The following is a 13,251-nucleotide window of genomic DNA, read 5'->3' as shown; positions in this document are numbered from 1 at the left end:
GGGGCGTCATTTAGATCGGCAGCTGTTCTGTTCGCACAAAATCGCAAAATGCAATTTAAAAAGCGGGCTTTATAATTAAATACCGCCCTTAAATTTCTAGCCCACACCTCTGTATTAAACAAATTTTATCTACACGGTGTTGTGTACCACAAGAATTCTATATAGCTTTATAAGCTAAAGAACAACCCGTTACCCATAAAACTGCCCGGCGGTGGGTAAAGAAACAGAGACCATGAATTATTCACTAATCACAAAAATAAAATCGTTTCATCGTTACCTGTTCATCCCGATTCTGCTAACGTTGTTCTCCATCGTTTTCTTTTTGGTATACCGCAACATTAAACTCACCACAATAAACGAATTCAATAACGAGCAACTTATCCTGGCGCAAACAGCCTCGATGGGAATCAGCTCGTTTTTCTCTGACTCAGAAGCCGATTTACAGTTCCTGTCGAGCCTTGAGGATGTTATTAACGTAACCGACGACAGCAAAGAAATACTTCAGAATTATTATGATGCCCACGGCAAAGTTTTAGCGGCTATCACCCGAATCGACTCCACGGGCAAAATCCTGGCTACCTACCCGGAAAACCCATCTGTAATCGGTAACGATATTTCGTACCAGGACCACGTAAAGCAGGTAATGAAAACACACCAGCCCGTCATCAGCGATGTGTTTATGTCGGTGCAGGGCTACCTCAGCATTGCCTACCATGTTCCGGTGTTTAACGGATCTACTTTTGTGGGCAGCCTGGCCATTCTTATTCCAATGGATGAACTGGGGAAAGTGTACCTGGGCAATATAAAAACCCGCGGCACCGGGCAAACCTGGCTGCTTAGCGAAAACGGAACCGAGATTTACTGCTCGGTTGAAGAACACACCGGAAGAACGTTTATCGATAACAACCAACACCAGGAACTTTCTGAAAACCTGATGACAAATATAAGTCGCGACAGCAGCGGAATTATTAAAAGCTACCACAGTGCCGACACCAGTTACGGAGAAGCAGTAATTGAAGAACAGTACGTTACTTTTTACCGCACGCCGCTTGGAAATACTTACTGGACGATTCTTATTTCGTCGCGCGAAGCAGACATTTTTAATGCACTTACCCGCTTCCGCAACCACTCTTTTATTGCCTTTTTTCTTTTACTTGTTGCCCTGGGATTCTACTTTTATTCGCTGGCCAAAGTCAGAAATGTTTTAAAAGTTGAAAACAAACGACGGGAAGCTGAAAAGACTTTACAAAAAAGCGAAGAGAAATTCAGGAAGTTATTCGAAGATCATTCGGCCATAAAATTGTTGATCGATCCGGAAACATCGCGCATTATCGATGCCAATAAATCCGCAAGCCGTTTTTATGGATGGAAGCAGGACGAACTTCGTAGTATGACGATTAACGAAATTAACACCCTCTCAACCGAAGAGATCAAAAAAGAATTTATCAATCTGGAACAAAAGGGAACTATCCGTTTTGAGTTCCGGCACCGGTTAAAAAATGGGGATATTCGCGATGTGGAGGTGTTCAGCAGCCGGGTTGAGATCGACAACAAATTCGTTTTTCACTCTGTAATTCACGACATAACACAGCGAAAAAAGGCCGCCCGGGCATTAATCGTTGCTAAAGAGCAGGCGGAAGAAAGCAACCGTTTGAAGACCGCATTTTTGCAGAATATGAGCCACGAGATTCGCACCCCAATGAATGCCATTATGGGATTCTCGTCGTTACTGCCGCACTCGTACAACAACAAAGAACAGCTGATACAATACTCCGATATAATTACTCAAAGCTCGAACAACCTGCTGAGTATTATCGACGATATTCTTGAAATTGCCAAAATAGAATCGGGACAACTGCCGCTGTTTAAAGAAGCCTTTAGTTTAAACGAACTGTTTACCGAGCTGAAAACCTTTTTTAAAGAATACCAGCGCCAGTTGAACAAACCGCAGCTGCAGTTCGATTTAAAAACCTGTTCGTGCCATATCGATACCATTATTACCGACAAAGGCAAACTGCGGCAGATACTGATTAACCTGATCAGCAATGCCTATAAATTTACCGACGAAGGAATAATTGAAGGCGGCTGCTCGGTGGTTGACGAAGAGAAAATTGAGTTTTATGTGCGCGACACCGGTATTGGTATTCCGGCCCACAAACAAGAATCTATTTTCGAACGCTTTACGCAGTTGCATACCGATAAGAAGAAACAATACGGTGGCACCGGTTTGGGACTGTCGATTGTAAAAGGTTTGTTGGGGCTGCTGGGCGGAACAATCCGCCTGGAGTCGATACAAGAGAACCGGGAAAAAGGACAAAGCGGCGGAACTACTTTTTATTTTAGCATTCCGTATAAAAAAGCCGAGCCAAAAGCTGTTGACACAAGCACCACCGTTAACGGAAAAGAATACCATTTTAACGAAGAAACCGTTTTACTGGTGGAAGATAACTTTGCCAATACGCGCCTGATTGAAAAAATGCTTGCTGATACCGGCCTCAAACTGTTGCACACCGAATACGGAAAAGAAGCTGTTGAAATAGCCTGCTCGAAGTTGCCGACACTGGTACTGATGGATATTGGTCTGCCCGATATTAGTGGCTACGAAGCTACCCGAAGAATAAAGTCGTCGGCTCCCGGAATTAAGATAATTGCACAAACGGCTTATGTTTCCGACGATGATAAAGTAAAAGCTTTTGAAGCCGGCTGCGACGATTTTGTAGGAAAACCGCTTACGCGTGAACAGTTGCTTGCGATTATTAATAAACATTTGAATTCGACCAGTAAGTTGCTAGCCGAGTAATTCTTTTTCAGCGATTTTATCCGTCAACTGTAATTTCCCGAAAAGTATTATTAACCTGAACTTTCATTTTAAGCTCCTGTCGTTTTGCCAACTGATTGGTCGGATACCAGTTTCTGTCGGTGCCGGAAATAACCACCAGTCCGTTATCGTCGCCCAGAACCACAAAGTCGTCTCGTTTTGTCCCTTTTACAAAATAATAGAGACCGTGTTCATTAATCAGCTGTTCGGCTAGCACGATTGGCTTTTCGGAAACAATACCAACTTCGCTTACCGATAAAATGGAATTACCGCTGAACGGTTCATCCGATGAGTTCTGCAGATCGTGACGTGCAATAAATTCGAGGATATTATTATTGTTATCGAAAAAGTAAATGGATTCTGCATTCCAGTTAGTAAAATCCGTGATGTACTCGCCAGCATTGTTTTTCATCAAATCGAGCTTTGATGAAAGCCATTGTAAAGCCTCATTAATTTTGTTGCAAGGAATAGTAAACGCAAAATGATAAGCGCCCGCCTCCTCTTTTTCGGTAAAATGCAAAACAGAGTGCCCGATTGAATATGAAACCGAATTGGATGACAAATCGTGGATTTTCAATTCCAGAACATCAGAGTAATAGCGCTCGGTTTGTTTGAGATTATTTGTTGGTAATTCCAGCGACAGAATCTTCATTGGTGTTTTTTGATGTTACACCTTTTATAACAAGTACCAACAAAAATGTTTTAAACAAATTCAGCAGGTGACTTTGCCCTACCCAACGAGGGGTTTCTAATCTTGTCGTTTTTAACGACCTCAGAAATAGCAATACAAATGCTACCCCCCTTGTTACAAACGAGGGGCAGCTGCACTGATTTATATGATGCCAGAAGCATCGCATAATTATAGCAAAAATGGCCGATAAATTTTACGACTCCGGCCGGAGTCGTATCCTTTTCATAAAATCGATTTGCTCTAAGTAGTTGAATCCGCCGGATTCTTTTTAAACAGATTGAGCAGGTGACTTGAAGTCACCTGCTCAATTGCACCTTGAATAGTGCACAAAAAAAGGGGAAACCTTACGGCCTCCCCCAATATCAAATTCTATATTATAACTAATGTATTGGTAAAGTCTACATTAAGAACGAAATAAGCACACCTGCAGCAACTGCCGAGCCAATTACACCAGAGATGTTACTGGCCATACAGTACTGTAAAATGTGGTTCTTTTTGTCGTATTTCAATGCCAGTTCGTTAGCCACACGCGACGCCATTGGTACGGCACTCAGTCCGGTTGCACCAATAAGCGGGTTGATCTTTTTCTTGCTGAACATGTTTACCAGTTTCACCGCAAAAATACCACCGGCAATCGAAATGGCGAAGGCTACAAAACCTCCTACCACAATACCCAGTGTTTTTGCCGAAAGGAAAACTTCAGCAGTCATAGTTGCTCCAACAGTAAGCCCCAGGAAAATAGTTGCGGTATTCATGATCGGTCCTTGTGCAGCATCGGCCAAACGGCTTGTCGACGAACCAACCTCCTTAATCAGGTTACCAAACAACAACATTCCCAACAGCGGCACCGACGACGGAACCAGAACAGCAGCCAGTGTTCCCAAAGCAATAGGGAAAATAATTTTGGCAGCTTTCATATTCTTGATCTCGTATTTTGCCGGATACTGTTTTTCCATTTGTTTCATGTTGATGGTAAACTCTTTCTTCGTGATAAACAACTTAGAAACCAACGGAATAATAACAGGCACCAGTGCCATGTACGAATACGCAGCAATAGCGATAGGGCCAAGCAAGTGCGGAGCCAGTTTAATGGTAGTATAAATAGCGGTTGGGCCATCGGCACCACCAATAATACCCAGCGAAGCAGCTTCTTTAGGCGTAAAACCAACAGCGATGGCTCCAATCAAGATCGAAAAAATACCGATCTGTGCAGCGGCACCAAACAATGCCAGTTTCAGGTTACGCAACATCGGACCAAAATCAGTTAATACACCAACACCCATAAAAATTACAGGAGGCAGCAAACCGGTTTTAATCAACGAATAATACAGGTAATTCATAATCCCGTAATCGTGCGCAATTTCAAATAGGTTCATATATCGGTGTCCTTCCAGCTCAATCAGTTCGGGGTTTACAACTCCCATTTGTCCCCCCGGAAAGTTGGCCAGCAACACACCAAATGCTATCGGGATAAGCAACAGTGGCTCATACCCTTTCTTTATCCCAAGATAAAGCAGCACAAACGAAATCGCCCACATGATCAAAGTCTGGTAGGTGATCTCGCCAAGCGCGGTCATGTTAAACAGTTCTGATAAAATATCCATAAATCTGTTTTATGACAGTTGAATCAATACATCGTCTTCATCTACGCTGTCGCCGTTTGATTTTAGAATAGCGGCAACAGTACCATCGCTCTCGGCAACAATAGCGTTGTAGGTTTTCATCGATTCGATGTAGCAAACCAAATCGCCTTCTTTTACTGTATCGCCAACTTTAAGCGCGGTTTCCGATGTATCTTTTGTTAACATGAATTTTCCTTCCAGCGGAGCAATAACTTCCGAAGCAACGCTACCGTTTACTGCCGGGGCAGCTTCTTCTTTTGCAGGAGCAGCGGCTGCAGGAGCCGGGGCAGCTTCAGCACCGTCGTAGCTAACGCCCACTTTAAATTTCTCGCCGTTTACATCAACAATCATCGATTTTGGCTCGAATGCGGCGGCAGGAACTTCAACTACCTCAGGTTTTGGCTCGGCAGCAGCCTTCTTCTCAGCAAGGTCGGCCTCGAAATCGGCTTTAGCTTTTCCCGATTTGTAAGCGCGGTATTGCTCTGGGTGCATCGCCAGCTCGAACAACTCTTCGTCGTCCTGACCATAATCCCAACCATTGTCGTCCATTTCTTTTTTGAACACATCCAGGTTATCAGGATACTGCTCTTGAGGAACGCCGGTAAAGAATTCTTTTCCTTTTTCTTTGGCCAGCTCAACAATTTCAGGAGCCAATTCTCCGGGAAGTTTTCCTGATTTTCCGATGATCATATCCCAAATGTTATCGGCAATCATACTCCAGCGCTCGCGGCCTTTAATTACCTGCAACACGTTCATCAGTGCCAGGTTTTTAACGTACTGGCTAAATGGAGTTACCAGCGGTGGGTAACCTAATTTAGGCCAAATATATTCTACTTCCTCAAACAGTTTAATCAGCAGATCGTCCTGAGTTAAGGTAGGTTTATTGCGTTTTGTCAGCCACTTGTTCAGGCTTTCGAGATTGTTACCCAGGTCGGCCATCAAACTACCCATCATTCCGCCAGGAAGACCTGAACCGATCAACAACGAGTTCATGTGACGGTTTTTAGGGTTGATATAGTAGCCAAGGAAATCGTCGATAAACTCCTGAGTCATCGCGCGAACTTCCATGTAAGCTTTCATGTTCACCTCTTTTACTGCATAACCGGCATCTTTTAACATACCCTGCACGGCCAAAACATCGGCGTGGCCTGTACCCCACGACAGTGGCTCCATAGCTACGTCAACATAATCAACTCCGGCGCGTGCTGCCTCTAAAATACTTGCCATTGAGAAACCAGGACCAGAGTGACCGTGGTACTGAACAGTAGTTTTAGGATGTGCAGTTTTTATATTCTTGATAATTTTTCCGATGAATGCAGGACGACCGATACCAGCCATATCTTTTACACAAATCTCGTCGGCACCCATTTCAATTAAGGTGTTGGCAAGGTTGGTGTAATACTCTACCGTGTGCACTTCCGAAATGGTTAAACTCAAAGCTGCCTGCGAAATCATTCCGCCTTCTTTGGCAAACTTAATCGAGTTTTCAAGGTTGCGCGGGTCGTTCAATCCGCAGAAAGAACGGGCAATATCGGTACCTTGTAATTTCTTAACTTTAAACATCAGCTTACGAACATCGGCCGGAACCGGGCTCATGCGAATACCATTCAAAGCACGCTCTAACATGTGCGTTTGAATACCGGCATCGTTAAAAGGCTGTGTCCATCTGCGGTTGGCAATGTTTGGGTTTTCGCCAAACAAAAGGTTGATCTGCTCGAATCCACCACCGTTGGTCTCGACCCTGTCGAAACATCCCATATCGATAATTGCGGGTGCTACTTTTTCCAGTTGTTCTACTTTGGGAACGTATTTCCCTGAGGACTGCCACATATCTCTATACAGCAAGCTAAATTTGATCTCCTTCTTCATTTCTGTTTATTTTTGGTTTATTGGATAAAAAGATACCTTTTACTTCGTCGCCGTTTTTTTCCTTCGTTTGCTCTATTCTCTCTGGTTCATCGAATCGCCTCCACGGAAAAGGTTTCAGAAGTTGATATCCGTTAACTACTATTTCATTTTCTCAACCGATGTTACTCTGCCTTTTCCTTTGGTAGTAATTTCTACAGCAGAAACAATGGCAGCCAGTTTCGATGGGTTTATCTCTTGTTGCGACGGCGCTGCAGCCCCCGGAAGATCGACAACAGCAACGGCAAAATGATTGGTAATACGAATAATTATGTTCCCCAAAACTACCACCATAATGAGGATAAAAAATACGGTGCTCATGCCCGTTAGCATCAATTTTAAAGCTTCGTTCATTTTTGTGTTTTTTGTTTAAATTGATTTTTTAAAGCTTGCAAATATATATTTCATTATCAGATAGCGAATCATTTTAATTTCATTTTGTAAGCATTTTTAACGTTTTACTATCATTTTGAAAGTTGCAATAAAGAATTATTTCTTTTTACATATGCAAATATTTAACTATGAATAGGTTATACAGTGTTAAAAAAAATGTTTCCCGACCACCTGCTTTACAACATAAATATCAAGCAGTTAACATTAAGGTTAGATTTGAAGTAATTTTTGTGTGAAAAATACACATTGAAGAATATAATGAACTTAAGACCTGTATATCCTCATTTGTGCAAAAAAAGTAACTATTTATAAATATGACTTCTGTTATCAACCCACGATGCCAACAAACAGTTATACCGAATTTATGTAGTGTTTAAAATTAATGTACCTTTGTGCCAGATTTTAGGTTTAAGAATTTTGATTTTACCTCCTACTCCCCCGCCTTAGGATAGTTGACTTTTCTTTAAATCTCATTTCTTAACATGAAAAACTTTTTAAATAGCTACTGATATTTATTAAATTCGAGGTCAGTAAGCTAAAATCACTATTAATAATCATATGGGAAGATCGAAAGAAACATTTGGTAAAAAGGAAGTACGAAAAAAACAAGCAAAGAAGAGAAAAGAAAAAGAAGCAAGAAAACAGGCTCGTAAAGAGAATGGAGGAAATTCAAGTTTGGACGATATGATCGCCTATGTTGATGAATTTGGTAACATTACCGATACTCCGCCCGATGAAACACAAAAAGAAGAAGTAAACATTGAAGACATTGATGTAAGTGTACCAAAAGGTGGTTACGGCGAAGCAGAGCCGAAAGAAAAACAAGGTGTAGTTACTTTCTTCAACGAACAAAAAGGATACGGATTTATTCGCAACCTGGCGAACAACCAAAATATTTTTGTCCATATTAACGAAGTAGAAGGCACGATTAAAGAAGGAAACCGTGTTACCTACGAAGAAGGACAAGGCCCAAAAGGACCGGCTGCAATGAATGTGAAAATCTCGGGTTAATCTGTTCAACAAAACAAACGGTAACTTCTGCCAAAAACAGTTTACAAGATGGGAAAAGACTTAAAGTTAGCGGTACTTATCGACGGCGATAATATTCCATCTGCATATGTAAAAGAAATGATGGAAGAGATTGCAAAATATGGCAATCCTACCATTAAACGCATTTATGGCGACTGGACCCGCCCCGGTTTATCGAAATGGAAAGCCCTGCTGCTCGACAATGCAATTACGCCCATTCAGCAGTACGGCTACACCATCGGTAAAAATGCCACCGACTCGGCCATGATCATCGATGCCATGGACATCCTATACAGCGAAAAAGTAAATGGATTTTGTTTGGTATCGAGCGACAGCGACTTTACGCGGCTGGCAACCCGCCTTCGCGAAGCCGGGATGTACGTAATTGGTATTGGCGAGAAAAAACACCCGATCCGTTTATTGTTTCGTGCGACCGTTTTATTTACATCGAGATTCTGAAAAGCCGCTCGAAAGAAAACGAAAGTACTACTACCAGCAGATCGGGCAAAAAAGGTGGCGTTGACAAAGTAACGCCCAAAGTAATCCGATTGATTTCGAATACCATATCAGATCTGGCCGACGAAGATGGCTGGGCTTTCCTGGGCGATGTGGGAAGTTTACTGCAAAAGAAACAACCTAATTTCGACTCACGAAACTACGGTTTCGAGAAATTGACGCCGCTGATCGACTCCACCGGAAAATTTGAAATCGATCAGCGCGTAGGCCAGGGAAAATATAAACTGATGTACGTGCGGAATAAGAAACGGTAGCTGCATTAAAACAGATTGAAATTTAGATTGATTTTAAGATTGAAATAGATTGATCTGAAAAACAGGTTTCGAACTACGAGCTCTTTTCAATCTACATCAATCTTTTCACTCACTTTTGCCTTTCTACTTTTTACTTTTGCCTTTTCCTAATTAAACAACTCCACAATCTCTTCCTGTGTAACCTGCTCAAACGGATTATTGGAATTAATAAATTTATCGGCCAGCGAGCTTTTCCGGTCTTTTAGTTTCTGAATCTTTTCCTCGATCGAGTTTTCAGTTATAAAACGATACACAAAAACGTGTTTATCCTGACCGATTCTGTGTGCACGATTAATCGCCTGGTTTTCGGCTGCCGGGTTCCACCACGGGTCGATAATAAAAACATAGTCGGCCTCAGTAAGATTCAACCCTACTCCACCCGCTTTTAACGAGATCAGGAAAATCCGGTTATCCTCATCTTCCTGAAAAGCTTTGATCACTTTCTCGCGATGGGTGGTTTGCCCCGTTAGTTTACTGTACTTCCATTTTTCCTCTTCAATTTTGCTCTCCAGCAATTCAAGGTGAGTTACAAACGAAGAGAATACCAGAACTTTATGTTTCTCTGCAACAAGGTTGCTTAACATCCTATAGATCTCATCGAATTTACCTGATCGTTCTGATGCTTCATCATCAACCAGCGACGGATGATTCGCCAACTGACGTAACTTTGTGAGTCCTTGCAAAACCACAAACTGCGATTTTTTGAGTCCCTCCTTTTCAATGGTCGACAAAATGGTATTTCGAATCACCGACTTTTCTTGCTCGTATAACCGTTGTTGCTCGCCCACCATCGGGCAAATTCTTACTTCCTCCATCAGCGGCGGAAGATCTTTGGCCACCTCCACTTTTTTACGGCGCAAAACAAACGGACGGATCATCAGTTGCAGTTTATCCATTTGCTCTTCGTTGGCATGCTTTTCAATGGGCGTAATAAATGTCCGGCGGAAAAAAGCCAGGTTCCCCAACATGCCGGGATTCAGGAAATTCATTTGCGACCACAAATCCGACAGCGAATTTTCAATCGGCGTTCCGGTAATAACCAGTTTGTAGCGCGCTTTAATATCCATTACGGCCTTATAGGTCTTCGAGCTGGAATTCTTTATCGACTGGCTTTCATCCAGAATCAGGTAAAAGAATTCGGTGCCCCGCAATTTGTCGATATCGTTACGAACCGTTCCGTAAGTGGTAATAATAATGTCGTAGTATGATGCGACTTTCCCCAATTCTTCCGCTTTTTTACGCTGCGTTCCCACATGCTGATAAACTTTTAGGGCCGGCGTAAATTTCCGGATCTCGTTGCTCCAGTTATGCACCAACGATGTAGGTACCACAATTAAACTTGCCGGTTGTACCACCGACTCCGGTTTTGTTTCGTCGGCAAACAAATCGCGCTGCCCGCTTGCATCCACAGGATCATGAATTTTAATTTCCTGTTTCAAACGTTTTAGCTTTAACAGCAACGTAAGTGTTTGCAGCGTTTTCCCCAATCCCATATCGTCGGCCAGGCAGCCACCCAAGCCGTTTCGGTACAAACCGTACATCCAGTTAAAACCTTCTTCCTGGTAATTTCGCAGTTTGGCTTTTAAATCTGCGGGCAACGCCGGACTCTCCATTTCGGCGTTCATCAACTTCTCGTATTTTTGTTTTACTTCCTTATCAACTTCCTGAATGGAGTTTTGCAGCAGAGTAAAATGGTGTTTTTCGAACTTGATGTGCTCGCCCTGTTGTTTGCCAAAAGGCAAAAGTCCTTTGTAACGGGCAAACCACTCTTCGGGCAACACGGCAACTTCGCCGTTTGGCAGTTCAAACTCGCGGATATCATTCAAAATGTATTTCTTCAGCTGAATAAAAGGAATGCTGAATTCGCCAAATTTCACCACCGCATAAACATCAAACCAGTCGCCTTTTGTCTGGGTTTTTAATTCCAGTTTTTGGCTACCTGTATAAAACTTTTTTTCCAGCTGTTCCTGCTTTATTTCGATTCCTTTTTCTTCCAACTGTGGCCGTTTCTCGTTTAGCCAGTTCACAAAAAAGTACAGTGCATTTTGCGGCTCAAGCAAGGATACGCCTGGTAACGAGTATGATCCGTTATCATCCTTTAAACCACTCTTTTTAATCACATTTACGATCTTCTTTTCCCAGGCAAAATCGCGCGTGGTTTTATAGTACACAAAAGTGCCGTTTTGCTTTTTTACGCTAACCGCCATTTCACGTGTCGAATCGGGTAGAAATTTTTCGTCGCCATATTCGAAATTAAGTACCAAACACGGTCGGTACTGCAAATTATTTTCGAGCGACATTACAGCTTTTTTACCCGATGATGCATGAACGACTTCAAAACCTTTTGCTTTTACATCGTAATCGCGTACGGTATTCAGCACAAATCCCGAATAATATTTGTCTTCGATGGTATTGGGCACGGTAACGTATTCTTTCTCGAAAAAGGGCATCAGTTTTTTGGCATTCAGCTTCTCAAATGCCACCAACTGATTTCGATAAATCAACAAACACGGGTCGTTGGTTACCACTTCCACCGACCGCCCCGACAGCAGCATTTCCTTTTCCTCGAGAAATATGCGTAACCGATAACGGGTTTGTGTTTCGGTGCGCTCAAACTCGAATTCGGGCCGGGCAAAAAACGGTGGCACTTTCAATTCATCCTCGTCGTACAGGTTCGAATATTTGGCCTCTTTACGAAACAAACGCACCGGGCTGAGCATTAAAATGGAGCACACCTGCATCATACATTTTTCGATAAAAGGCGTTACCTGCTTTTCGAAATAACCGGGGCGCAACGATGCATAAAAATCGGACACACTTGCGGCACGCGAAAACTTTTTAGTGAGTCCTTCATCGCTGTACTTTTCAATCAGCTGAACCAGCTCCTTTTCGTAGGGTTTAAACGAATATTCCGGATCGTTAAGATCGTGCGGTTTTACCAATCGCACCACGGAATAAAAACGCTCCTTCTTTTCAATTAAAAAAGGCTGAAAAACCAGCCCCAAATAACGGTGCTCGGTTAAGGCTATTATGAATTCAAATCGGTCCATTAAATACTTCAAAAAAAAGATACGCACTTCAATTTTCTGTTTTGGTCGGCGTACCGGTTGTAATAAAAGAACCTCAAATATATAAAAGCTGGCTGTGAACCTGACTTTATTCAGCAATAATGTTCAAAGAAAAATAACATCTTTACGGGCATAAAACATACAGCATGAAAAATCTTACCGTTAAGAAAATCGATACAACAACTTCGCTATCAATACAGGAAGCAGCGCAGCTTTTAGAAAAAAACACTGACACTGAAGCCATTGACATTCTGAATTGGGAAAAAGCTTTTCCTTACAAACCCGACATTAAATTCAGGATTGCACACACCGGAAACGAAGTCTGGTTGAAATTTTACGTTCAGGAAAAAAATATTCTGGCACAGGAAACCGAAATAAACGGCGACGTTTACAAAGACAGTACGGTTGAGTTTTTTATTTCGATTGACGGTAAGAATTATTACAATTTTGAGTTTAACTGTATTGGCACACCTCACGTAGGTTATGGCCCGGGACGTGGAAACCGCACTCCAATTTTACCGGAAGTGGTAAAACAAATCGATATTGAATCGAGCCTTGGCAACCAGCCTTTTAGTGAAAAGTCGGGCGATTTCTCGTGGGAAATGATGATTTGCATTCCAACGCAATGTTTGGCATTTGACAAAGTGCAGAGTTTAAACAGCTTGGAAGCAACAGCCAATTTCTACAAATGTGGCGACGAAACTTCTGATCCTCATTTTGTAACCTGGAATGCTATCAACACAGAAAATCCGGATTATCACCGTCCTGAGTTTTTTGCACCGGTTAAGTTTATGGGCTGATAGACGCCCGAACATTTTCGAAAAAATACACTCGCGAATTCCCCCAAACGCTGCCGGATAATTACCATTATTTCGGCGAATAAATCCTTTTGCCCCAACCCAAATCCTTCTAAATA

At 42.4% G+C, this 13,251-nt stretch carries 10 protein-coding genes; 5 read left to right on the top strand and 5 right to left on the bottom strand.

Annotation, left to right across the window (positions count from 1 at the left end; genetic code table 11):
• The first annotated feature begins 232 nt into the window (after positions 1-232).
• Positions 233-2,800: an ATP-binding protein gene (locus QZ576_RS11445; protein WP_297097232.1), complete on the top strand. Its 2,568-nt coding sequence runs from the start codon at positions 233-235 to the stop codon at positions 2,798-2,800.
• Between the two features lie 16 nt (positions 2,801-2,816).
• Here the strand turns inward: QZ576_RS11445 and QZ576_RS11440 are convergent, their stop codons facing one another.
• The 4 genes from QZ576_RS11440 to QZ576_RS11425 all read right to left on the bottom strand — a co-directional run bounded on the left by QZ576_RS11440 (position 2,817) and on the right by QZ576_RS11425 (position 7,390).
• Complete coding sequence (locus QZ576_RS11440) at positions 2,817-3,470, bottom strand: hypothetical protein (RefSeq protein ID WP_297097230.1); 654 nt, start codon at positions 3,468-3,470, stop codon at positions 2,817-2,819.
• Positions 3,471-3,907: 437 nt separating this feature from the next.
• On the bottom strand, positions 3,908-5,113 hold the full coding sequence (locus QZ576_RS11435) for a sodium ion-translocating decarboxylase subunit beta (RefSeq protein WP_297097228.1): 1,206 nt from the start codon (positions 5,111-5,113) through the stop codon (positions 3,908-3,910).
• 9 nt (positions 5,114-5,122) lie between these two features.
• Entirely contained in the window at positions 5,123-7,000 is a 1,878-nt protein-coding gene (locus QZ576_RS11430) for a biotin/lipoyl-containing protein (protein WP_297097226.1), read from the bottom strand.
• Between the two features lie 138 nt (positions 7,001-7,138).
• Positions 7,139-7,390 carry an OadG family protein gene (locus tag QZ576_RS11425; protein WP_297097224.1) on the bottom strand — a complete coding sequence of 84 codons (252 nt, stop codon included), beginning with the start codon at positions 7,388-7,390 and terminating at the stop codon, positions 7,139-7,141.
• 597 nt (positions 7,391-7,987) lie between these two features.
• Between QZ576_RS11425 and QZ576_RS11420 the strand changes: the two genes are divergently transcribed.
• The 3 genes from QZ576_RS11420 to QZ576_RS11410 all read left to right on the top strand — a co-directional run bounded on the left by QZ576_RS11420 (position 7,988) and on the right by QZ576_RS11410 (position 9,228).
• The gene (locus QZ576_RS11420; RefSeq protein WP_297097222.1) at positions 7,988-8,440 is read left to right on the top strand and encodes a cold-shock protein; all 453 of its coding nucleotides are present in this window, start codon (positions 7,988-7,990) and stop codon (positions 8,438-8,440) included.
• 48 nt (positions 8,441-8,488) lie between these two features.
• Entirely contained in the window at positions 8,489-8,917 is a 429-nt protein-coding gene (locus tag QZ576_RS11415) for an NYN domain-containing protein (protein WP_297097220.1), read from the top strand.
• Between the two features lie 89 nt (positions 8,918-9,006).
• Positions 9,007-9,228: an OST-HTH/LOTUS domain-containing protein gene (locus QZ576_RS11410; protein WP_297097349.1), complete on the top strand. Its 222-nt coding sequence runs from the start codon at positions 9,007-9,009 to the stop codon at positions 9,226-9,228.
• Positions 9,229-9,374: 146 nt separating this feature from the next.
• Here QZ576_RS11410 and QZ576_RS11405 read toward each other — a convergent pair whose 3' ends face one another.
• Positions 9,375-12,317: a DEAD/DEAH box helicase gene (locus QZ576_RS11405; protein ID WP_297097218.1), complete on the bottom strand. Its 2,943-nt coding sequence runs from the start codon at positions 12,315-12,317 to the stop codon at positions 9,375-9,377.
• Positions 12,318-12,481: 164 nt separating this feature from the next.
• On the opposite strand from QZ576_RS11405, the gene QZ576_RS11400 reads away from it, so the two are divergent.
• On the top strand, positions 12,482-13,135 hold the full coding sequence (locus QZ576_RS11400; RefSeq protein WP_297097216.1) for a carbohydrate-binding family 9-like protein: 654 nt from the start codon (positions 12,482-12,484) through the stop codon (positions 13,133-13,135).
• The last annotated feature ends 116 nt before the right edge of the window (positions 13,136-13,251 follow it).

The sequence above is a fragment of the uncultured Draconibacterium sp. genome (assembly GCF_913060805.1).
Taxonomy (GTDB): Bacteria; Bacteroidota; Bacteroidia; order Bacteroidales; family Prolixibacteraceae; genus Draconibacterium.
The sequence above is the reverse complement of the archived record's forward strand: the minus strand, read 5'-3'. Positions and strand labels throughout refer to the sequence as shown.

Bases quoted from the DNA above. Each gene is read 5' to 3' on its own strand.
- QZ576_RS11400 (WP_297097216.1), top strand. From the start codon at position 12,482: ATGAAAAATCTTACCGTTAAGAAAATCGATACAACAACTTCGCTATCA.
- QZ576_RS11440 (WP_297097230.1), bottom strand. From the start codon at position 3,470: ATGAAGATTCTGTCGCTGGAATTACCAACAAATAATCTCAAACAAACC.
- QZ576_RS11435 (WP_297097228.1), bottom strand. From the start codon at position 5,113: ATGGATATTTTATCAGAACTGTTTAACATGACCGCGCTTGGCGAGATC.
- QZ576_RS11420 (WP_297097222.1), top strand. From the start codon at position 7,988: ATGGGAAGATCGAAAGAAACATTTGGTAAAAAGGAAGTACGAAAAAAA.
- QZ576_RS11445 (WP_297097232.1), top strand. From the start codon at position 233: ATGAATTATTCACTAATCACAAAAATAAAATCGTTTCATCGTTACCTG.
- QZ576_RS11430 (WP_297097226.1), bottom strand. From the start codon at position 7,000: ATGAAGAAGGAGATCAAATTTAGCTTGCTGTATAGAGATATGTGGCAG.
- QZ576_RS11405 (WP_297097218.1), bottom strand. From the start codon at position 12,317: ATGGACCGATTTGAATTCATAATAGCCTTAACCGAGCACCGTTATTTG.
- QZ576_RS11415 (WP_297097220.1), top strand. From the start codon at position 8,489: ATGGGAAAAGACTTAAAGTTAGCGGTACTTATCGACGGCGATAATATT.
- QZ576_RS11425 (WP_297097224.1), bottom strand. From the start codon at position 7,390: ATGAACGAAGCTTTAAAATTGATGCTAACGGGCATGAGCACCGTATTT.